The following is an 18,982-nucleotide window of genomic DNA, read 5'->3' on the forward strand; positions in this document are numbered from 1 at the left end:
GAGCTTGCGACATGTGGGAATGGATGGCATGGACGACACCCGTGGCGGTGTTCTTCACCTGCATCGTGCTGATGCTGGTCGGCATGACGATCTGGGAGATCAAGTCTCCGACCGTCATGCGCAAGGGATTTCTGCCGATCACGACGACGCGCGGCGACCGCCTGTTCATCGGCTTGCTCACCGCCGCCTTCATCAACCTGATCTGGGTGGGCCTGGGCGAGAAGATGACGCAGTGGTTCTCGCTGGAGAGCGAACCGTCGGTGTGGATCAGCTTCGTGGTGTCGATGCTGGTGCTGGCGCTGGTGCTGCGCAAGGGGTGAGCAGGCCGTGAGCCGGCAGGGTGGTTTTCGAGGTGAAAGTAGAAGGGACGGACTGCATCTCCCCGCAGCCGTACCCATTTCAAACATGGGGAGTTCCAATGCAAGGAGATGAGTCATGAAGTTGCAGTTCAAGGCGATCGCGTTCGCCGCCGTGGCTTTGAGCCTGGGGCACGGGGCCTGGGCGGGCGAGCCGGAGGCCAAGAAGTGGGTCGACAGCGAGTTCCAGCCTTCCACGCTCAGCAAGGACCAGCAGATGGCCGAGATGAAGTGGTTCATCGATGCCGCGAAGAAGCTGCAGGCCAAGGGTGTGAAGGAGATTGCCGTGGTGTCGGAGACGATCACCACGCACGAATACGAAAGCAAGGTACTGGCCAAGGCTTTCAGCGAGATCACGGGCATCCAGGTCAAGCATGACCTGATCCAGGAAGGCGACGTGGTCGAGAAGCTGCAGACCTCGATGCAGTCGGGCAAGTCGATCTACGACGGCTGGATCTCCGACTCCGACCTGATCGGCACGCACTACCGCTACGGCAAGATCATGAATCTGTCCGACTACATGGCGGGCGATGGCAAGGAATGGACCAACCCCGGGCTCGACCTCAAGGACTTCATCGGCACGAGCTTCACCACCGCGCCGGACGGCAAGCTGTACCAGCTGCCCGACCAGCAGTTCGCCAACCTGTACTGGTTCCGCGCCGACCTGTTCGCACGCAAGGACCTGCAGGAGAAGTTCAAGGCCAAATATGGCTATGACCTGGGCGTGCCGCAGAACTGGAGCGCCTACGAGGACATCGCCGAGTTCTTCACCAACGACGTCAAGCAGATCGACGGCAAGCCGATCTACGGCCACATGGACTACGGCAAGAAGGATCCGTCGCTTGGCTGGCGCTTCACCGATGCATGGCTCTCGATGGCCGGCTCCGCCGACAAGGGCATCCCGAACGGCATGCCTGTGGACGAATGGGGCATCCGCGTGGCGGATGACAAGTGCACGCCGGTGGGCGCCTCGGTCTCGCGCGGCGGCGCCACCAATTCTCCGGCGGCCGTCTACGCGCTCACCAAGTACGTGGACTGGATGAAGAAGTACGCGCCCAAGGAGGCCACGGGCATGACCTTCGGCGAGTCCGGCCCGGTGCCGGCGCAGGGCCACATCGCGCAGCAGATCTTCTGGTACACGGCGTTCACGGCCGACATGACCAAGGCCGGCTTGCCCGTCGTGAATGCCGACGGCACGCCGAAGTGGCGCATGGCCCCCGGCCCCCACGGCCCGTACTGGAAGGACGGCATGCAGAACGGCTACCAGGACGTGGGCAGCTGGACCTTCTTCAAGGGCCACGACGCCAACAAGACCGCCGCTGCCTGGCTGTACGCACAGTTCGTGACTGCCAAGACCACGTCGCTGAAGAAGTCGATCCAGGGCCTGACCTTCATCCGCGACTCGGACATCCGCAGCGAGTACTTCACCAAGAACGCCAACAAGTACGGCGGCCTGGTCGAGTTCTACCAGAGCCCGGCACGCGTGGCCTGGACACCCACCGGCACCAACGTGCCCGACTATCCGAAGCTGGCGCAGCTCTGGTGGAAGAACGTGGCGCAGGCCGTGACCGGCGAGAAGACGCCGCAGTCCGCCATGGACAACCTGGCCGAGGAGATGGACCAGGTGATGGCGCGCCTCGAGCGTGCGGGCATGGCGCATTGCGCGCCCAAGCTCAACAAGAAGGGCGACCCGAACAAGTGGCTGTCCGACAAGGGCGCACCGTGGGCCAAGCTGGCCAACGAGAAGCCGAAGGGCGAGACCATCGCCTATGACAAGCTGCTGCAGGCTTGGAAGGACGGAAAGGTGCGCTGAGGTTGTTAGCGCGACCTCAAGGCGGGCGCTTCCTCGGGGCGCTCGCCCTTTCCGCCCCCTCCGGTTCATCGAGAATTATCGGGTTTACCCTGAAAGAGGTTGTCCAAAAGCGGACAATCGGAGCCATGACTACTAACGATTCCATCAGCCCACAGAAGACGGATCGGGCCGAGCTGCTGGCCCGGCTTGCCCAGCCGCAGGAATACGATCTGGCCGTGGTGGGCGGAGGTGCGACCGGCCTAGGCACGGCGCTTGACGCCGCCGCCCGGGGCCTCAAGGTGGTGCTGCTCGAGTCCCACGATTTCGCCAAGGGCACGTCCTCGCGTGCGACCAAGCTGGTGCACGGCGGCGTGCGCTACCTGGCGCAGGGCAACATCTCGCTGGTGCGCGAGGCTTTGCATGAGCGCACGACACTGCTTCACAACGCGCCGCACCTGGCCCGCCCGCTGGCCTTTGTGATGCCGTCCTACAAGCTCTGGGAAACCCCGTTCTACGGCGTGGGGCTCAAGATGTACGACGGCCTGGCAGGTTCCGCCGGCCTGGGAGCGACAGAATTCCTCGGGCGCATGGACACCATGCGCCTGCTGCCGACCGTGCAGGGTGACGGTCTCAAGGGGGGCGTCAAGTACTGGGACGGCCAGTTCGACGACGCTCGTCTCGCGCTCGCGCTGGCGCGCACGGCTGCGCTCAAGGGCGCGCTGCTGGTGAACTACTGCGCCGTGACCGAACTCACCTATGCCGACGGCAAGGTCAACGGGCTGGTCTGCGAGGACGTGCGGTCGAAGCAGCGCTTCGAGATCAAGGCACGCTGCGTGATCAACGCGGCTGGCGTCTGGGTCGACGCGCTGCGCGAGAAGGACGGCGTGGCGCAGGGCAAGCCGGTCAAGCCGATGGTGGCGCCCAGCCAGGGCGTGCACATCGTGGTGGACCGCGAATTCCTGCCGACCGACCACGCCTTGATGGTCCCCAAGACCACGGACGGCCGCGTGCTGTTCGCCGTGCCCTGGCTGGGCAAGGTGATCCTGGGCACCACCGATAGCCCGAAGAAACAGCTCGACTACGAACCCGAGGCCATGAAGAACGAGGTGGCCTTCATCCTGGGCGAGTCGGCGCGCTACCTGCGCCGCGCGCCCAAGATCTCGGACGTGCGCAGCATCTGGGCGGGGCTGCGTCCCCTGGTCAAGCACCAGGACGACGACGCCGGCAACACCAAGAAGATCAGCCGCGAGCACACGGTGCTGGTCAGCAAGAGCGGCCTGGTCACGGTGACGGGCGGCAAGTGGACGACCTACCGCGCGATGGCCGAGGACGTGCTGCAGCAGTGCATGGACGCCGACCTGCTGCCGCGCCGCCCGGGCGGCGTCACGGTCAGGCTGCCCGTGGTCGGTGCGACGGTCGGCAAGCCGATGCGCGAGGGCATGAACGATCCGCAGGGCCTGCACTCCTATGGCAGCGAGGCTGGATTCGTCGCCTCGCTCGAAGGAGCGCAGGTCGCGTTGGCGCCGGGCTTCAGCGAGGCCATGGTGCGCTTTGCCGCTCGCCACGAGTACGCGCGAACCGTGGAGGACGTGCTGGCGCGCCGCGTGCGCCTGTTGTTCCTGGATGCGAAGCTGGCGGCTTCGATCGCCCCGCGCGTGGCGGAAATCCTTCGCGAAGAGTTGGGTATTGACCCGCAACTGGACGATTTTTTGGCGATTGCGCAACAATACGCCACCGTTCCGCAGCCCTGAACCCCCGTTCAAGGCTGCACTGTTGCATTCAGGAATCCGCTTCGCTTGACGGGCGGATTTTTCTTTGCGACAATACAAGGCTTCGCGTAAATCTATGCGCGAAAGTTTCTGCCCAGCGGATGAGCTGTGAATGGTTTGCAGCTCTGACGACGGGCCCAAGACTGACTGGTAGCTCTCATTCGTGTGGGCTTCCGGTGCAAGTTGGGAATATTGAAATGATCCAGACAGAATCTCGGTTAGACGTCGCCGATAACACCGGCGCGAAGTCCGTCCTCTGCATCAAGGTGCTGGGTGGTTCCAAGCGCCGCTATGCAAGCGTCGGCGACATCATCAAGGTGAGCGTCAAGGAAGCAGCACCGCGCGGCCGCGTCAAGAAAGGCGACGTCCTCAGCGCAGTGGTGGTTCGTACAGCCAAGGGCATCCGCCGTGGCGACGGTTCGCTCGTCAAATTCGATGGCAACGCAGCAGTGTTGCTGAACTCCAAGCTGGAGCCTATCGGCACCCGCATTTTTGGCCCCGTGACACGTGAACTGCGTACTGAAAAGTTCATGAAGATCGTGTCGTTGGCGCCTGAAGTTCTCTAAGGACACGAGTCATGAACAAGATTCGCAAGGGCGATGAAGTCATCGTGCTCACAGGGCGCGACAAGGGTAAGCGCGGCACAGTGTCGCTGCGCAAGGATGACTCCCACGTAATCGTGGAAGGCATCAATCTGGTCAAGAAGCACGTCAAGCCGAACCCCATGAAGGGTACGACTGGCGGCATCGTGGAAAAGGCCATGCCTATCCACCAGTCCAACGTGGCAATCTTCAATGCTGCTACGGGCAAGGCTGACCGCGTTGGTATCAAGGTGCAAGCTGACGGTTCGCGCGTTCGCGTGTTCAAGTCCAACGGCGCCGAAATCAAGGCAGCCTAAGGAGTCAACATGGCACGACTGCAAAAATACTATCGCGAAAAGATTGTTGCTGAACTCACAGAGAAGTTCGGCTACAAGTCTCCTATGGAAGTCCCGCGTCTGACCAAGATCACCCTGAACATGGGTGTGAGCGAAGCCGTGGCTGACAAGAAGGTGATGGACCACGCTGTGGGCGACCTGACCAAGATTGCTGGTCAGAAGCCTGTGGTGACCAAGGCCAAGAAGCCTATCGCCGGTTTCAAGATCCGTGAAGGCCAAGCCATTGGCTGCATGGTGACCCTGCGTGGCGTTCAGATGTACGAATTCCTGGACCGTTTCGTGACCGTGGCTCTGCCCCGCGTCCGTGACTTCCGTGGTATCTCCGGTCGCGCTTTCGACGGCCGTGGCAACTACAACATCGGCGTCAAAGAACAGATCATCTTCCCTGAAATTGAGTACGACAAGGTCGACGCACTGCGCGGTCTCAATATCAGCATCACCACAACGGCCAAGACCGACGACGAAGCCAAGGCGCTTCTGCAGGGCTTCCGTTTCCCGTTCAAGAACTAAAGGCAGCGTATGGCTAAAGTAGCTTTGATCCAGCGCGAACTCAAGCGCGAAAAACTGGCCGCCAAGTACGCTGCCAAGTACGCAGAACTGAAGGCAATTGCTGGCGATGCCAAGCGTAGCGATGAAGAGCGTGATGCAGCCCGTCTGGGTCTGCAGAAGCTCCCACGCAACGCCAACCCGACCCGTCAGCGCAACCGCTGCGAAATCACTGGCCGCCCACGTGGCACGTTCCGCCAGTTCGGTCTGGGTCGCGCAAAGATCCGTGAACTGGCTTTTGCTGGCGACATCCCCGGTGTCACCAAGGCCAGCTGGTAAGCAGGCAGGAGAGATACAACATGAGCATGAGTGATCCCATCGCTGACTTGCTGACCCGCATTCGCAATGCGCAAATGGTTTCCAAGGCATCCGTTTCGGTGCCATCTTCCAAGGTGAAGGTTGCCATTGCCCAAGTGCTGAAGGACGAGGGTTACATTGACGGCTTCCAAGTCAAGACGGAAGACGGCAAGTCCGAACTCGAAATCGCATTGAAGTACTACGCCGGTCGTCCAGTGATCGAGCGTATCGAGCGCGTGAGCCGCCCCGGCCTGCGTGTCTACAAGGGTCGTGATTCCATTCCTACCGTGCAGAACGGTCTGGGCGTGGCAATCGTCACCACTCCCAAGGGCGTGATGACTGACCGCAAGGCACGTGCTACCGGTGTGGGTGGCGAAGTGCTTTGCTACGTCGCTTAATCACTGGCATTGAGGAGAAAACTGAAATGTCCCGTGTAGGCAAATCCCCAGTGACCGTCCCACAAGGCGTGGACGTGTCGATGAACAACAACCAGATCAGCGTCAAGGGCGCAGGCGGCACTCTGTCCCTGACCCCCAGCGCCCTGGTGAAGGTGGCTCTGGAAGACGGCAAGCTGACGTTTGCCCCTGTCAATGAGTCCCGCGAAGCCAATGCCATGAGCGGCACCATGCGTCAGCTGGTGAACAACATGGTCTTGGGCGTGAGCAAGGGTTTCGAGAAGAAGCTGACGCTGATCGGCGTGGGCTTCAAGGCTGCTGCTTCGGGTTCCAAGCTGAACCTGGCCGTGGGCTTCTCGCACCCCGTGAACTTCGAGATGCCTGCGGGCATCACTGTGGCGACTCCCACGCCGACGGAAATCATCCTGAAGGGTGCAGACCGTCAGCGCGTTGGCCAGCTGGCTGCAGAAATCCGCGCTGTGCGTCCTCCCGAGCCTTACAAGGGCAAGGGCATCCGTTATGCGGATGAGAAGGTCGTCATCAAAGAGACCAAGAAGAAGTAAGGAGCTGCAACATGTTGACAAAGAAAGAGCAGCGTCTTCGTCGTGCCCGTCAGACGCGCATTCGTATTGCCCAGCAAGGCATCGCACGCCTGACCGTCAATCGTACGAACCTCCATATCTACGCGACGCTGATTTCCGGCGACGGCTCCAAGGTGCTGGCTTCGGCCTCCACTGCAGAAGCCGACGTGCGCAAGTCGCTCGGCGGTGCAGGCAAGGGCGGCAACGTCTCGGCTGCACAAGCCATCGGCAAGCGCATTGCTGAAAAGGCAAAGGCTGCTGGCGTTGAAAAAGTGGCTTTCGATCGCGCTGGTTTCGCATACCACGGCCGCGTGAAGGCTTTGGCTGAAGCTGCCCGCGAAGCGGGTCTGCAGTTCTAAGCGGAGCGGATAAAAATGGCAAAGTTTTCCCCCAAGGTGCAAGACGAAGGTCGTGACGACGGTCTGCGCGAAAAAATGATCGCGGTGAACCGCGTCACCAAGGTTGTGAAGGGTGGTCGTATTCTCGGCTTCGCTGCACTGACCGTGGTTGGCGACGGCGATGGCCGCGTTGGCATGGGCAAGGGCAAGTCCAAGGAAGTGCCTGCTGCCGTGCAGAAGGCTATGGAAGAAGCCCGTCGCAACATGGTGAAGGTGTCCCTGAAGGACGGCACCCTGCACCATACCGTGAACGGCCACCATGGCGCTGCACACGTGATGGTTGCTCCGGCCCCCAAGGGTACCGGCATCATCGCGGGCGGCCCGATGCGCGCAGTGTTCGAGGTGATGGGTATCACCGACATCGTTGCGAAGAGCCACGGCTCGTCCAATCCCTACAACATGGTTCGTGCAACATTCGACGCACTGGCTAACTCCACGACTCCCGCAGAAGTGGCAGCCAAGCGCGGCAAGAGCGTTGAAGACCTGTTCGCAGCCTGATTGAGAGGCAAGCAATGACAACGCAACAAACAGTCAAGATTCAACTGGTGCGCAGCCCTATCGGCACCAAGGAATCGCACCGCGCCACCGTGCGTGGCCTGGGTCTTCGCAAGCTCAACAGCGTGAGCGAACTCAAGGACACGCCTGAAGTGCGCGGCATGATCAACAAGATCAGCTATCTGGTCAAAGTCCTCTGAAAGGATTGATGATGGAACTCAATAGCATCAAGCCTGCAGACGGTGCAAAGCACGCCAAGCGTCGCGTGGGCCGTGGTATCGGCTCCGGCCTCGGCAAGACCGCCGGCCGCGGTCACAAGGGTCAGAAGTCGCGTTCGGGTGGCTACCACAAGGTAGGCTTCGAAGGCGGTCAGATGCCTCTGCAACGTCGTCTGCCCAAGCGCGGTTTCAAGTCTGCAGCACTGAAGTTCAACGCTGAAGTGACTCTGACGGCTCTGAACCAGCTCGGCCTGGCCGAAGTGGACGTGGCTGCATTGAAGAATGCCGGTCTGGTGGGCCAGCTGGCCAAGGTCGTGAAGGTGATCAAGTCTGGTGAACTCACCAAGGCTGTGAAGCTGAACGGCATTGGCGCTACAGCAGGCGCTAAGGCTGCCATCGAAGCAGCCGGCGGCTCCGTGGCCTGATTGGGCTAACAAGAAAGGCATCCGTGGCTACTAACGCAGCTCAAATCGCGAAAACGGGCAAGTTCGGCGATCTTCGTCGCCGGCTGGTGTTTTTGTTGCTGGCGTTGGTCGTCTACCGCATCGGGGCGCATATCCCGGTGCCTGGTATCGACCCAGCGCAGCTCCAGCAGCTGTTCAGTGGCCAACAAGGTGGCATTCTGAACCTGTTCAACATGTTCTCGGGTGGGGCGCTTTCGCGCTTCACGGTGTTCGCACTGGGGATCATGCCGTACATCTCGGCATCGATCATCATGCAGCTCATGACCTATGTGGTCCCGACATTTGAGCAGTTGAAGAAGGAAGGCGAAGCCGGCCGCAGGAAGATCACCCAGTACACGCGTTACGGTACGCTTGGCCTGGCCATCTTCCAGTCGCTTGGTATTGCTGTCGCTCTGGAGAGCTCCGCCGGCCTGGTGCTGAACCCCGGGTTCGGCTTCCGCATGACGGCCGTTGTCAGCCTCACCGCTGGCACCATGTTCCTCATGTGGCTGGGTGAGCAGATCACCGAGCGTGGATTGGGCAATGGTATTTCCATCCTGATCTTCGGTGGTATTGCTGCAGGCCTGCCGAGTGCTGTCGGTGGCATGCTGGAGCTTGTTCGTACCGGCGCCATGGGCCCGCTGGCGGCAATTCTGATCGTCGTGATCATTGCCCTGGTGACCTATTTCGTCGTGTTCGTGGAGCGCGGTCAGCGCAAGATTCTGGTCAATTACGCACGCCGACAGGTGGGCAACAAGGTGTATGGCGGTCAATCCTCCCATCTGCCTCTGAAGCTCAACATGGCGGGTGTGATCCCTCCGATCTTCGCTTCGTCCATCATCTTGTTGCCTGCTACTGTGGTGAACTGGTTCAGTGCCGGTGAGTCCATGCGCTGGTTGAAGGACATCGCGGGTACGCTTACCCCGGGTCAGCCAATCTATGTGCTGCTCTACGCTGCTGCAATCATTTTCTTCTGCTTCTTCTACACGGCGCTGGTGTTCAACAGCCGTGAGACAGCGGACAACTTGAAGAAGAGTGGTGCGTTCATTCCGGGCATCCGTCCTGGCGAGAACACAGCACGCTATATCGACAAGATCCTGGTGCGACTGACACTTGTGGGCGCTGTGTACATCACATTCGTCTGCCTGTTGCCGGAGTTCCTGATCCTGAAGTACAACGTGCCGTTCTATTTCGGCGGCACCTCACTCATGATCATCGTGGTCGTGACCATGGACTTCATGGCCCAGGTTCAGAACTACATGATGTCGCAGCAGTACGAGTCGTTGTTGAAGAAGGCTAACTTTAAAACAACGCTCTGACGCTGAGTCAAGCAAGAATCGGGCGGATACGGCATAATGCTGGGTTCGCCTGATAGCAACGGTAAATTGATGCCCTTCGATGTATCGCGGGCACAAGACTTTTGATGAGACTTTGTGTTCCGCTGCAGGCAGCCGGGACGATTGGAAATTTAGGAGAATGCAATGAGAGTTTCGGCTTCGGTCAAGAAGATTTGCCGCAACTGCAAAATCATCCGCCGCAAGGGCGTTGTGCGTGTCATCTGTACAGATGCCCGCCACAAGCAGCGCCAAGGCTGATTGAGACATTAGAGGACGCAAATGGCACGTATCGCTGGTATCAACATCCCTCCGCACAAGCACGCGGAGATTGGCCTGACTTCCATTTTCGGCATCGGTCGTACACGCGCTCGCAAGATCTGCGAAGCCTGCGGAATCGACTACGCCAAGAAGGTCAAGGACTTCACCGACGCTGATCTGGAAAAGATCCGCGACGAAATCGCCCAGTTCACCATCGAAGGTGACCTGCGTCGCGAAACCACCATGAACATCAAGCGTTTGATGGACATCGGTTGCTATCGCGGCTTCCGCCATCGCCGAGGCCTGCCAATGCGTGGCCAGCGTACGCGCACCAACGCCCGCACTCGCAAGGGTCCGCGCAAGGGCGCAGCGGCACTCAAGAAGTAAAGACTAGGTAGAGCACTATGGCTAAATCTCCCGCCAACAATGCTGCACAGCGTGTTCGCAAGAAGGTTCGCAAGAACGTTTCGGACGGCATCGCTCACGTGCACGCATCGTTCAACAACACGATCATCACCATCACTGATCGCCAAGGCAACGCCCTGTCGTGGGCTTCGTCCGGCGGCCAGGGTTTCAAGGGTTCGCGCAAGTCGACTCCGTTCGCTGCTCAGGTGGCTTCGGAAGTGGCCGGTCGCGCTGCCATTGAACAAGGTATCAAGAACCTCGACGTCGAGATCAAGGGCCCGGGCCCAGGTCGCGAGTCGTCGGTGCGCGCTCTCGGCGCACTGGGTATCCGCATCACTTCGATCTCCGATGTGACGCCGGTTCCCCACAACGGCTGCCGCCCTCAAAAGCGTCGTCGTATCTGATTTTTCAGTAAGCCCACCGCCACCATCGCTTCATGCGCTGGTGGCTCCCGTGCCTTCCGGGCACGGAAGATGACAAAACAAGGAAGCTCAAGTGGCACGTTATCTCGGCCCCAAGGCCAAACTCTCCCGCCGTGAAGGCACCGACCTGTTCCTGAAGAGCGCACGCCGCTCGATCGCCGACAAGGCGAAGTTCGACACCAAGCCAGGCCAGCACGGCCGCACTTCGGGTGCTCGTACTTCCGACTACGGCCTGCAACTGCGCGAAAAGCAAAAAGTAAAGCGCATGTACGGCGTGCTGGAAAAGCAATTCCGTCGCTACTTCGAAATGGCTGATCGCAAGAAGGGCAACACCGGCGCCAACCTGCTGACCGTGCTCGAATCGCGTCTGGACAATGTCGTGTACCGCATGGGCTTCGGCTCCACACGTGCTGAAGCACGTCAGCTGGTGTCCCACAAGGCCATCACCGTGAACGGCCAGTCCGTGAACATCGCTTCCTTCCTGGTGAAGGCTGGTGACGTGGTTGCCGTGCGTGAGAAGTCCAAGAAGCAGGCTCGTATTGTCGAAGCCCTGCAACTGGCTCAGCAAGTGGGCATGCCTGCTTGGGTCGAAGTCAATGCTGACAAGGTCGAAGGCGTCTTCAAGAAGTCTCCTGACCGCGACGAATTCGGTGCAGACATCAACGAATCGCTGATCGTTGAGTTGTACTCGCGCTAATTCGCTGCTTGCTCAAGTTTTCGAGAAACTGTTCCTGAACCGCGAGGCATCGCGGTTTAGGCGCTTCACTAGCCTTACCGGTGTAACGAGCTGGGGGTATTAAGAGGAAGTTCGCATGCAAACCAATTTGCTGAAGCCCAAAGCAATTAACGTTGAGCAGCTTGGCCACAATCGTGCCAAGGTCGAGTTGGAGCCGTTTGAGCGGGGCTATGGCCATACATTGGGCAATGCCATCCGTCGCGTGCTGCTCTCCTCCATGGTTGGTTACGCTGCCACCGAAGTGACCATTGCCGGCGTGCTCCACGAGTACTCCTCCATCGATGGCGTTCAGGAAGACGTGGTCAACATTCTGTTGAACCTCAAGGGCGTGGTGTTCAAGCTCCACAATCGCGACGAAGTCACGCTGAGCCTGCGCAAGGACGGCGAAGGCGTTGTCACGGCACAGGACATCCAGACACCGCACGACGTTGAAATCGTCAATCCGGATCATGTGATCGCCCATCTGTCGGCCGGCGGCAAGCTGGACATGCAGATCAAGGTGGAAAAGGGCCGCGGCTACGTGCCAGGCAACCTGCGTCGCTACAACGACGAATCGACCAAGTCCATCGGCCGCATCGTGCTGGACGCATCGTTCTCCCCGGTCAAGCGCGTGAGCTACACCGTGGAAAGCGCCCGTGTCGAGCAGCGTACCGACCTGGACAAGCTGGTCGTCGAGATCGAGACCAATGGTGCCATCACCGCTGAAGACGCCGTGCGCGCATCCGCCAAGATCCTGGTGGAACAGCTCGCCGTGTTTGCTCAGCTCGAAGGCGGCGAACTGGCTGCATTCGATGCACCTGCCGGCTCGCGTTCCAACGCTACGTTCGATCCGATCCTGCTGCGTCCCGTGGACGAGCTGGAACTCACCGTGCGTTCCGCCAACTGCCTCAAGGCAGAGAACATCTACTACATCGGTGATCTTATCCAGCGCACCGAGAACGAGCTGCTCAAGACGCCTAACCTGGGTCGCAAGTCGCTCAACGAAATCAAGGAAGTTCTTGCCTCGCGTGGCCTCACGCTCGGCATGAAGCTCGAGAACTGGCCGCCGGCTGGTCTCGACAAGCGTTGATCCAAAACGCTATAATCGCAGGCTCTTCCGATCTTTGATGGATCGAGAGAGCACTGCAAACCGCGCAGCGGCTAGTACCTGATACGGCTAGCCGCTTTAAATTTAAAAAGGAAATTACCATGCGCCACGGTCTCGGCCTTCGCAAACTGAATCGCACCAGCTCGCACCGCCTCGCGATGCTGAAGAACATGATGAACTCGCTCATCGAGCACGAGGCCATCAAGACTACCGTTCCCAAGGCCAAGGAACTGCGCCGCGTGATCGAGCCCATGATCACCCTGGCCAAGGTGGACACCGTTGCCAACCGCCGCCTGGCATTCAACCGCCTGCGCGACCGTGACAGCGTGACCAAGCTGTTCAACGAACTCGGCCCACGTTTCAACGCTCGTCCAGGCGGCTACACACGTATCCTGAAGATGGGTTACCGTGTGGGCGACAACGCTCCCATGGCCTACGTCGAGCTGGTGGATCGTGCACCTGAAGCTGCTGAAAACAACGAAACTGCTGCTTAATACAGCCGTTTTGGGATAGAATAAACGCTTGCCGCGCGATGGAGCAGTCTGGTAGCTCGTTGGGCTCATAACCCAAAGGTCGGAGGTTCAAATCCTTCTCGCGCAACCAAGTTACAGGAAAAGCCCGTATCGAAAGATACGGGCTTTTTTGTTTTCTCCGAGTGCTTCTTCTTGCATGGTCTGACGATGGGCACACTTGACATCATGGACTCCCTCGCCAATGCTGGGCCCTGTTCTATTGATTGATTGTGAGGAGCCTGATGGGAAGAGCGATCTGGATGGGCGCGTGGGTCGTTGCCATGTGCACGCTGTGGGGCCAAGCGGCAGCGGCACGCGAATTCACGCCCCAGGCGGGCCTGTGGAGCATTCCTTCAGAAACGAACGGACAGCCGGGCCGAGGCTTTTCCCTTGATGTCCAGGGCAACACGGCATTTCTCCAGATCTTCAACTACACGGACAAGGGCGAGGCCACTTTCCATACCGCGGTCGGTCAGCTCGATGATGCTGCTTCGATGACGGTGCCTCTCTTGCGTTTCAAGGGTGGTCGTTCCATGGGTGGCGCGCCGCAGGATGCCGTGGCGGATGGTACGGCAGGCGACGTCACGGTGAAATTCACGGATGGGCTCAACGGCACGGTGCGCTTTCCGGGCGAGGCGGAGCAGCCCATCGCGCGCCTGCTGGTGAACCGGCAGACTCAGCCTTGGTGGACTCAGCTGTCCACGAACCCACCTTCGGGCAAGGAGGGGCTGCAGGAAATGCATTGGGTGGTCAATACAAGAGCCGGTGGACATGATCTGTGGGAGGCATCGCTTCGCATGAAGGAGGACGCCGGGCTCGTGCTGTACCTCACCTCCAGGTCGCAATGGGATGTGGCTTTCCAGGATCTGACTTGTCAGTTCGAATCAAGCACCCAAGTGTTTGACTGCGTGCCCTTGGCAGGTAGTAGGGAACTGCTGGACGTGCGGCGACTGCGGTTTCGCATCGTCGGCGGCGACGTCGTGGGGGAAATCCAACCCATGGGGGATGCGACCCGACGCCTCATGCTGAACGGCTGGGATGAAGGCAGCTTCAGCTGCAACGCAGAGTGGTGCAATGGACCTGACAAGCGCAGCGCTCGCGTCCACGTGAACTCCAACAACTTGGGCGGTGATTGCATCACGGGTTCCTGCAGCGGCTATGACCACGTCACGCTGCTGCCTTCGAGCGGAGCCTGGATCATCGATGATGAAGCCACCGGAAAACCCGGTCGCGGTGTCTTTTTGGATGTCCAGGACAACACCATCATCGTTCAGACCTCGGACTACCTGGCCGACGGCTCGCCGGCATTTCACATGGGGGCCAGTACCTTGCGCTCGTCCGATACGCTGTATGGAGAAACGAAGGCGAGCATGGATCTGCTGCGCTATGCGGGCGGACGCACCTTCGGCGGCCCTGCCCGAACGGCGCGTGAAGTGGCGAATGCCGGAGAATTCCAGATGGCCTTTGCGCTGAAGACGGATCTCTATGGGGGTGGGGGAGACAATATCGAGATCACTACGGGTGTGCTGACCCTGCCGGGGGAATCCACGCAGTCGATGAGACGGCTGCAGCTTGAACCCGTCTCGGATGGCATTGAGCACATGCTCGGCGAGTATTTCATTCGCTGGAGTGCAGGTGTGGGTGTCACCAGGCCTGGTTGGGTTCGATTGAGCCGCGTCGAAGGCCGTTTTGCCATGAATGCCGATGGCACCGTGCAGTGCTATCAGGACCTCCCACGCACCCAAGCCTACCGCATGTTCTGCGCATTGCTGCCTACGCCCAATCTTCAGCAGAATTGGCTCGGCAGTGCCGAGATACGGATCGGCCCCTTTGCACGCACCAATGCATCAAGATATCCATCGTTCTTTCGCCGCACACGCGATGCCCACGGTCATTGGCTGGGACTGGGCGCGGTGAGCTTGACAGGATTGGCCATCCCCGCCTCACCGTGATTCGGCGTGCACCCAGACCCTGTCCTGAAATAAATCCGGGCGCTGGGCGATTGCATCGAGTCATAAAAGTGCTATAATTTCAGACTTGCCGCGCGATGGAGCAGTCTGGTAGCTCGTTGGGCTCATAACCCAAAGGTCGGAGGTTCAAATCCTTCTCGCGCAACCAATTCAATCAAAAGCCCGCTTTAAACAAAGCGGGCTTTTTGTTTTCCGTGCCCGCTTCGGGCATTGGTAGGCTCCGCGGTTCAGGGGTGTTGTTGAGCTGCCTGCCGTCCTGCTGTCGTCCGCCTGCCAATCTCCTTTGTTGTATCGACATGACTGCTTTCTCCTCCACCGTTCCCGGCACGCTGGGCATTGACTTCGGCACCTCCAACTCCGCCGCCGCGTGGCGTGCCCCCGGAGAACAGGCGAAGTTGCTGGCACTCGAGGATGCGGCCACGGGCATGCCGACCGCGCTGTTCTTCAACTTCGAGGAGCACAGCACGCATTTCGGGCGCGATGCGATGAAGCAGTATCTGGAGGGCGAAACGGGGCGCCTGATGCGCTCTCTGAAGAGCCTGCTCGGCAGTGCCCTGCTGCAGGAGAAGACGGCGCTGCACGGCAAGCTTGTGAGCTACCAGGACATCATCTCGCTGTTCCTGCGCCGTGTGGCGCATCAGGCGCGGGCCTCGCTGGACGGCAGGCTGCCCGAGCGCGTGGTGCTGGGCCGGCCCGTGCACTTCGTCGACGAGCATCCCGAGCGCGACCGCGATGCGCAGAACGCACTGGCGGCGGCGGCCAGGGACGCAGGGCTGGGTGAGGTGAGCTTCCAGCTCGAACCCATCGCCGCAGCGCTCGACTACGAGCAGCGCCTGACACGCGAAACCGTGGTGCTGGTGGTCGACATCGGCGGTGGTACGTCGGACTTCACCGTGGTGCGCCTCGGTCCGGAGCTTGCGCACAAGCGCGATCGCACGGAGGACATCCTGGCGACCACCGGCGTGCATATCGGCGGGACTGATTTCGACCATCGCCTGAACGTCAGCCAGGTGATGCCGCTGCTGGGCTATCGCCACACCGGGCCGAGCGGCCGTGAGGTACCGAGCAGCGTGTTCTTCGATCTCTCGACCTGGCATCTGATCCAATGGTTGTATGTCCCCAAGGCCATTGCCGCGGCGCGCGACCTGCGCACCGACTACAGCGACCAGCGGCTGCACCAGCGTCTCATGCATGTGCTCGAGGAAAAGGAAGGCCACCGGCTCGCGGACGCAGTCGAGCGGGCCAAGATCGGGGCGTCGAGCCACCATGCTGCCGCGGCGATCGAGCTCGGCTGGCTGGATCGCGAGCTGAGCGCCCAGATCGCCCCCTCCGATCTCGAGGCCCAGTTGTCCACGCTGCTGTCCCAGGTCGTGGCCTGTGCGCGCGACTGCGTGCGCATGGCGGGCGTGGCGCAGCCGGATGCCATCTACCTTACGGGCGGCTCCTCCGCGCTGACAGCCTTGCGCGATGCGTTGCGCGTCGAGTTTCCACATACCGACCAGGTCGAGGGAGACCTGTTCGGCGGTGTCGCCACGGGGCTGGCCTACGCCTGAATGCCGGGGCTTTGCCGGCGACGCCGGCCGTTGGGCCCGCACCGAGGCTGTTGTTTCAAATATCGGAACAAAGTTTTGGTAAATCTGCGGTGAACACTTTCCCTGCCGCCCAGGTTCCCATTTGAGACAGCCTGTGGTTTCACCCGGATAAACCCGAAACCGCGTTCCAGGGATAGTCGCTACATTGACTCATCGAGCGGCTTCATGAGCACTCCCTGCGCATGGCCCTCGCGGCTTTTCCAGCCACGGATTGCGTTTGAGGAGTCACCGATGAAGAAGGCAGTGTGCCAATTGGCAGTTTGCGTGCTGAGCGCATGGGGCGCGACGGCAGTTCATGCTCAGGACATCAAGATCGGCTACACGGCCGACCAGTCCGCGAGCGGCGTGGCCGAACTGGGCATTGCCGGACGGTGGGGCTTCGAGGCGGCCATCGAGGACATCAACAAGGCGGGCGGCATCATGGGCCGCAAGGTGGTCGGCGTGGTCCGCGACGACCAGGGCACGCCGCCCAAGGCCATTCAGACGGTGCAGGAACTGATCGACAGCGAGAAGGTCAGCGGCATCGTGGGCCCTGCGAACTCCGGCAATGCGCTGGCATGGCTGCATATCCCGCAGCAGAAGAAGGTGCCCGTCGTCGTGCCGATCGGAACGGCCACCGAGATCACCACGCGCTACGCCAAGGAGTCGCAGAACTACCTGTACCGCATCTCCATGGTGGACCGCGAACAGGTCTCGCTGCTGGGCGCCTACGCGGTCAAGGCATCCAAGGACAAGAAGATCGCGATTCTTGCCGACTCGACCGGATACGGCCAGGGCGGCATCAAGGACGCGACCGAGATTCTCGCGTTGCACGGCGTGAAGCCCGTGGCCGTGGAAAAGTACGGCCCCAAGGACACCGACATGACGTCGCAGCTCAACAAGATCAAGGCCGCGGGCGCCGACACCGTCATCATCTACGGCATTGCCGATGGCGCTGCACAGGTGCTGCGCAGCATGGAGAAGATCAACTACCTGCCGATCACGCTCGGCACCTGGGGCAACCTGAGCTCGCTGTTCCCGAAGATGGCGGGTGCCAAGCTGTCCGAGCACCTGATCATGGCGGCCTCGACCACGGAGGATACGTCCGCAAAGACCAAGGCCCTGGGCCAGCGTGTGCGCGTGAACTTCCCGACGCTCACGACCTTCCCCTGTGCGGCCCAGGCCTATGACTCGGTGATGCTGCTGGCAGCCGCGATGAAGCAGGCCAACAGCACCGACGGCGAGAAGGTCGCCGCGGCGCTGGACAACCTCGGCAAGACCGAGGGCGTCATCAAGACCTACGACAAGCCGTTCTCCAAGGCCAGCCATGAAGGCCTGGGCGTGAGCGACTTCTATCTCGCGCGCTGGAAGGATGGCGGTGTCGTGCGCTTCGAGGATGACATCTACAAGTCGATCAAGCCCGCCGATCTGAAGAAGTAAGCCGGCACGGGCCTGCGGCACCCACGCCGCGGGCCTCGCGTTCAGGGCCGCATGCCTTCGGGACGTGCGGCAGGTTTGTGCATGAGGCGAGAGCATGTTCGATTCCATACTGCAGGCGGTCTTCAGTGGCCTGGCCTTGGGAAGCATCTACGCGCTGGTGGCCGTGGGCTTCAATATCACCTTCAACACCACCAGGACCCTGAACTTCGGGCAGGGCGAGTTCCTGGTGGCCGGCGCCTTCGTCGCGGTCTCCGTGATCCTGCTGCTGGCGGGCAAGAACATCACGGATTCGCTGGTGCCCGGCGATGTCACCATGGTGCGCTACGTGCTGAGCCTCCTTGCGACGATGGCCATGCTCGGGGTGCTGGGCGTCATCCTCTACTACGCTGCGGTGCGCCCGTTCGTCGGGCGCGCGGGCATGGCCTGGGTGATGAGCACGATCGGCTTCGGCATCATCATCCAGAACACCGCGCTCGCGATCTGGGGACCCTCGCCGATGGTGATGCCCTCGCCCCTGGGCAGCGATGTGATCCGACTGGGTGGCGCGGGCGTGCTCCCGCAGGAAATCCTGGTGCTGGCGGCCAGTGTGGTCGTGCTGCTGGCGCTTGACTTCGTGATGCGCCGCACGCGCATCGGCAAGGCAGTGCGTGCGGTGGCGCAGAACGGCGCGGCGGCGACGCTCATGGGCATCAACGTGTCGGCGATCATCGTGCTGGCGTTCGTGATCAGCTCCAGCCTCGCGGGGCTTGCCGGGCTGCTGATCGCACCCATCACCACGGCCTCCGTCTTCATGGGCATGTCGCTCGCGCTCAAGGCATTCTCCTCGGCGATCCTGGGCGGCCTGACCAGTCCGCGCGGCTGCATGGTCGGCGGGTTCATCCTCGGCATCATCGAGGCGCTGGTGGGCCTGTGGCACGCGGAGCTGCGCGAGATCAGCATCTTCGTGCTGATCATCCTGGTACTGGTGGTCCGGCCCCAGGGCCTGATGGGCCAGAAGATCGTGGAGAAAGTCTGATG

General features: G+C 60.8%; 25 protein-coding genes and 2 tRNA genes. 26 read left to right on the plus strand and 1 reads right to left on the minus strand.

Features of this window, described 5'->3' with window-relative positions:
• Positions 1 to 11: 11 nt before the first annotated feature.
• From H9K76_RS01875 to H9K76_RS01985, 23 genes are all read left to right on the plus strand, one after another.
• The gene (locus H9K76_RS01875; protein WP_187597915.1) at positions 12 to 320 is read left to right on the plus strand and encodes a DUF2160 domain-containing protein; all 309 of its coding nucleotides are present in this window, start codon (positions 12 to 14) and stop codon (positions 318 to 320) included.
• 115 nt (positions 321 to 435) lie between these two features.
• The gene (locus H9K76_RS01880) at positions 436 to 2,169 is read left to right on the plus strand and encodes an ABC transporter substrate-binding protein (RefSeq protein ID WP_187597916.1); all 1,734 of its coding nucleotides are present in this window, start codon (positions 436 to 438) and stop codon (positions 2,167 to 2,169) included.
• A gap of 125 nt (positions 2,170 to 2,294) precedes the next feature.
• Positions 2,295 to 3,899 (plus strand): glycerol-3-phosphate dehydrogenase/oxidase, encoded by a 1,605-nt coding sequence (locus H9K76_RS01885; protein ID WP_187597917.1) that lies wholly within the window; start codon positions 2,295 to 2,297, stop codon positions 3,897 to 3,899.
• A 215-nt stretch (positions 3,900 to 4,114) separates the two neighbouring features.
• On the plus strand, positions 4,115 to 4,483 hold the full coding sequence (gene rplN, locus H9K76_RS01890) for a 50S ribosomal protein L14 (RefSeq protein WP_187597918.1): 369 nt from the start codon (positions 4,115 to 4,117) through the stop codon (positions 4,481 to 4,483).
• A gap of 11 nt (positions 4,484 to 4,494) precedes the next feature.
• Positions 4,495 to 4,815, plus strand: coding sequence for a 50S ribosomal protein L24 (rplX, locus tag H9K76_RS01895; protein WP_187597919.1), 321 nt, complete (start codon positions 4,495 to 4,497; stop codon positions 4,813 to 4,815).
• A 9-nt stretch (positions 4,816 to 4,824) separates the two neighbouring features.
• The gene (rplE, locus tag H9K76_RS01900) at positions 4,825 to 5,364 is read left to right on the plus strand and encodes a 50S ribosomal protein L5 (protein WP_187597920.1); all 540 of its coding nucleotides are present in this window, start codon (positions 4,825 to 4,827) and stop codon (positions 5,362 to 5,364) included.
• 9 nt (positions 5,365 to 5,373) lie between these two features.
• Complete coding sequence (gene rpsN / locus H9K76_RS01905) at positions 5,374 to 5,679, plus strand: 30S ribosomal protein S14 (RefSeq protein ID WP_166067736.1); 306 nt, start codon at positions 5,374 to 5,376, stop codon at positions 5,677 to 5,679.
• A gap of 20 nt (positions 5,680 to 5,699) precedes the next feature.
• Positions 5,700 to 6,095 (plus strand): 30S ribosomal protein S8, encoded by a 396-nt coding sequence (gene rpsH / locus H9K76_RS01910; RefSeq protein WP_187597921.1) that lies wholly within the window; start codon positions 5,700 to 5,702, stop codon positions 6,093 to 6,095.
• Positions 6,096 to 6,121: 26 nt separating this feature from the next.
• Positions 6,122 to 6,655, plus strand: a complete 534-nt coding sequence (gene rplF / locus H9K76_RS01915) for a 50S ribosomal protein L6 (protein WP_187597922.1) — start codon at positions 6,122 to 6,124, stop codon at positions 6,653 to 6,655.
• A gap of 11 nt (positions 6,656 to 6,666) precedes the next feature.
• Positions 6,667 to 7,032, plus strand: a complete 366-nt coding sequence (gene rplR, locus H9K76_RS01920; protein WP_187597923.1) for a 50S ribosomal protein L18 — start codon at positions 6,667 to 6,669, stop codon at positions 7,030 to 7,032.
• Positions 7,033 to 7,047: 15 nt separating this feature from the next.
• Positions 7,048 to 7,569, plus strand: a complete 522-nt coding sequence (gene rpsE / locus H9K76_RS01925; protein WP_187597924.1) for a 30S ribosomal protein S5 — start codon at positions 7,048 to 7,050, stop codon at positions 7,567 to 7,569.
• A 14-nt stretch (positions 7,570 to 7,583) separates the two neighbouring features.
• Positions 7,584 to 7,766: a 50S ribosomal protein L30 gene (gene rpmD / locus H9K76_RS01930; RefSeq protein WP_187597925.1), complete on the plus strand. Its 183-nt coding sequence runs from the start codon at positions 7,584 to 7,586 to the stop codon at positions 7,764 to 7,766.
• 11 nt (positions 7,767 to 7,777) lie between these two features.
• A complete protein-coding gene (rplO, locus tag H9K76_RS01935; RefSeq protein WP_187597926.1) occupies positions 7,778 to 8,209 on the plus strand; it encodes a 50S ribosomal protein L15 in 432 nt (143 codons plus the stop codon).
• Between the two features lie 23 nt (positions 8,210 to 8,232).
• The gene (gene secY / locus H9K76_RS01940) at positions 8,233 to 9,546 is read left to right on the plus strand and encodes a preprotein translocase subunit SecY (RefSeq protein WP_187597927.1); all 1,314 of its coding nucleotides are present in this window, start codon (positions 8,233 to 8,235) and stop codon (positions 9,544 to 9,546) included.
• A gap of 162 nt (positions 9,547 to 9,708) precedes the next feature.
• The gene (gene rpmJ / locus H9K76_RS01945) at positions 9,709 to 9,822 is read left to right on the plus strand and encodes a 50S ribosomal protein L36 (RefSeq protein ID WP_019576345.1); all 114 of its coding nucleotides are present in this window, start codon (positions 9,709 to 9,711) and stop codon (positions 9,820 to 9,822) included.
• A 21-nt stretch (positions 9,823 to 9,843) separates the two neighbouring features.
• A complete protein-coding gene (rpsM, locus tag H9K76_RS01950) occupies positions 9,844 to 10,209 on the plus strand; it encodes a 30S ribosomal protein S13 (RefSeq protein ID WP_187597928.1) in 366 nt (121 codons plus the stop codon).
• A gap of 17 nt (positions 10,210 to 10,226) precedes the next feature.
• Positions 10,227 to 10,631: a 30S ribosomal protein S11 gene (rpsK, locus tag H9K76_RS01955; RefSeq protein WP_011793799.1), complete on the plus strand. Its 405-nt coding sequence runs from the start codon at positions 10,227 to 10,229 to the stop codon at positions 10,629 to 10,631.
• A 91-nt stretch (positions 10,632 to 10,722) separates the two neighbouring features.
• On the plus strand, positions 10,723 to 11,346 hold the full coding sequence (gene rpsD / locus H9K76_RS01960) for a 30S ribosomal protein S4 (RefSeq protein ID WP_187597929.1): 624 nt from the start codon (positions 10,723 to 10,725) through the stop codon (positions 11,344 to 11,346).
• 115 nt (positions 11,347 to 11,461) lie between these two features.
• Positions 11,462 to 12,454 carry a DNA-directed RNA polymerase subunit alpha gene (locus H9K76_RS01965; RefSeq protein ID WP_187597930.1) on the plus strand — a complete coding sequence of 331 codons (993 nt, stop codon included), beginning with the start codon at positions 11,462 to 11,464 and terminating at the stop codon, positions 12,452 to 12,454.
• A 119-nt stretch (positions 12,455 to 12,573) separates the two neighbouring features.
• Positions 12,574 to 12,966: a 50S ribosomal protein L17 gene (gene rplQ, locus H9K76_RS01970; RefSeq protein WP_187597931.1), complete on the plus strand. Its 393-nt coding sequence runs from the start codon at positions 12,574 to 12,576 to the stop codon at positions 12,964 to 12,966.
• A 32-nt stretch (positions 12,967 to 12,998) separates the two neighbouring features.
• A tRNA-Met gene (locus tag H9K76_RS01975) sits at positions 12,999 to 13,075 on the plus strand.
• Between the two features lie 151 nt (positions 13,076 to 13,226).
• Positions 13,227 to 14,936 carry a hypothetical protein gene (locus tag H9K76_RS01980; RefSeq protein ID WP_187597932.1) on the plus strand — a complete coding sequence of 570 codons (1,710 nt, stop codon included), beginning with the start codon at positions 13,227 to 13,229 and terminating at the stop codon, positions 14,934 to 14,936.
• A gap of 89 nt (positions 14,937 to 15,025) precedes the next feature.
• A tRNA-Met gene (locus H9K76_RS01985) sits at positions 15,026 to 15,102 on the plus strand.
• A gap of 6 nt (positions 15,103 to 15,108) precedes the next feature.
• On the opposite strand, the gene H9K76_RS01990 is transcribed toward H9K76_RS01985, so the two are convergent.
• A complete protein-coding gene (locus tag H9K76_RS01990) occupies positions 15,109 to 15,252 on the minus strand; it encodes a hypothetical protein (RefSeq protein WP_187597933.1) in 144 nt (47 codons plus the stop codon).
• On the opposite strand from H9K76_RS01990, the gene H9K76_RS01995 reads away from it, so the two are divergent.
• The 3 genes from H9K76_RS01995 (at position 15,251) to H9K76_RS02005 (ending at position 18,980) form a co-directional block, all read left to right on the plus strand.
• Entirely contained in the window at positions 15,251 to 16,507 is a 1,257-nt protein-coding gene (locus tag H9K76_RS01995; protein ID WP_187597934.1) for an Hsp70 family protein, read from the plus strand. The two genes, H9K76_RS01990 and H9K76_RS01995, sit on opposite strands and share 2 nt — an antisense overlap.
• A 270-nt stretch (positions 16,508 to 16,777) precedes the next feature.
• Positions 16,778 to 17,965: an ABC transporter substrate-binding protein gene (locus H9K76_RS02000; protein ID WP_187597935.1), complete on the plus strand. Its 1,188-nt coding sequence runs from the start codon at positions 16,778 to 16,780 to the stop codon at positions 17,963 to 17,965.
• 94 nt (positions 17,966 to 18,059) lie between these two features.
• The gene (locus H9K76_RS02005; protein WP_187597936.1) at positions 18,060 to 18,980 is read left to right on the plus strand and encodes a branched-chain amino acid ABC transporter permease; all 921 of its coding nucleotides are present in this window, start codon (positions 18,060 to 18,062) and stop codon (positions 18,978 to 18,980) included.
• Positions 18,981 to 18,982: the final 2 nt, after the last annotated feature.

The sequence above is a fragment of the Diaphorobacter ruginosibacter genome, assembly GCF_014395975.1.
Classification (GTDB): domain Bacteria; phylum Pseudomonadota; class Gammaproteobacteria; order Burkholderiales; family Burkholderiaceae_C; genus Diaphorobacter_A; species Diaphorobacter_A ruginosibacter.

Coding starts and splice junctions, on each gene's coding strand:
- H9K76_RS01875 (WP_187597915.1), top strand. CDS start 12: ATGTGGGAATGGATGGCATGGACGACACCCGTGGCGGTGTTCTTCACC.
- H9K76_RS01880 (WP_187597916.1), top strand. CDS start 436: ATGAAGTTGCAGTTCAAGGCGATCGCGTTCGCCGCCGTGGCTTTGAGC.
- H9K76_RS01885 (WP_187597917.1), top strand. CDS start 2,295: ATGACTACTAACGATTCCATCAGCCCACAGAAGACGGATCGGGCCGAG.
- rplN (WP_187597918.1), top strand. CDS start 4,115: ATGATCCAGACAGAATCTCGGTTAGACGTCGCCGATAACACCGGCGCG.
- rplX (WP_187597919.1), top strand. CDS start 4,495: ATGAACAAGATTCGCAAGGGCGATGAAGTCATCGTGCTCACAGGGCGC.
- rplE (WP_187597920.1), top strand. CDS start 4,825: ATGGCACGACTGCAAAAATACTATCGCGAAAAGATTGTTGCTGAACTC.
- rpsN (WP_166067736.1), top strand. CDS start 5,374: ATGGCTAAAGTAGCTTTGATCCAGCGCGAACTCAAGCGCGAAAAACTG.
- rpsH (WP_187597921.1), top strand. CDS start 5,700: ATGAGCATGAGTGATCCCATCGCTGACTTGCTGACCCGCATTCGCAAT.
- rplF (WP_187597922.1), top strand. CDS start 6,122: ATGTCCCGTGTAGGCAAATCCCCAGTGACCGTCCCACAAGGCGTGGAC.
- rplR (WP_187597923.1), top strand. CDS start 6,667: ATGTTGACAAAGAAAGAGCAGCGTCTTCGTCGTGCCCGTCAGACGCGC.
- rpsE (WP_187597924.1), top strand. CDS start 7,048: ATGGCAAAGTTTTCCCCCAAGGTGCAAGACGAAGGTCGTGACGACGGT.
- rpmD (WP_187597925.1), top strand. CDS start 7,584: ATGACAACGCAACAAACAGTCAAGATTCAACTGGTGCGCAGCCCTATC.
- rplO (WP_187597926.1), top strand. CDS start 7,778: ATGGAACTCAATAGCATCAAGCCTGCAGACGGTGCAAAGCACGCCAAG.
- rpmJ (WP_019576345.1), top strand. CDS start 9,709: ATGAGAGTTTCGGCTTCGGTCAAGAAGATTTGCCGCAACTGCAAAATC.
- rpsM (WP_187597928.1), top strand. CDS start 9,844: ATGGCACGTATCGCTGGTATCAACATCCCTCCGCACAAGCACGCGGAG.
- rpsK (WP_011793799.1), top strand. CDS start 10,227: ATGGCTAAATCTCCCGCCAACAATGCTGCACAGCGTGTTCGCAAGAAG.
- H9K76_RS01965 (WP_187597930.1), top strand. CDS start 11,462: ATGCAAACCAATTTGCTGAAGCCCAAAGCAATTAACGTTGAGCAGCTT.
- rplQ (WP_187597931.1), top strand. CDS start 12,574: ATGCGCCACGGTCTCGGCCTTCGCAAACTGAATCGCACCAGCTCGCAC.
- H9K76_RS01980 (WP_187597932.1), top strand. CDS start 13,227: ATGGGAAGAGCGATCTGGATGGGCGCGTGGGTCGTTGCCATGTGCACG.
- H9K76_RS01995 (WP_187597934.1), top strand. CDS start 15,251: ATGACTGCTTTCTCCTCCACCGTTCCCGGCACGCTGGGCATTGACTTC.
- H9K76_RS01990 (WP_187597933.1), bottom strand. CDS start 15,252: ATGTCGATACAACAAAGGAGATTGGCAGGCGGACGACAGCAGGACGGC.
- H9K76_RS02000 (WP_187597935.1), top strand. CDS start 16,778: ATGAAGAAGGCAGTGTGCCAATTGGCAGTTTGCGTGCTGAGCGCATGG.
- H9K76_RS02005 (WP_187597936.1), top strand. CDS start 18,060: ATGTTCGATTCCATACTGCAGGCGGTCTTCAGTGGCCTGGCCTTGGGA.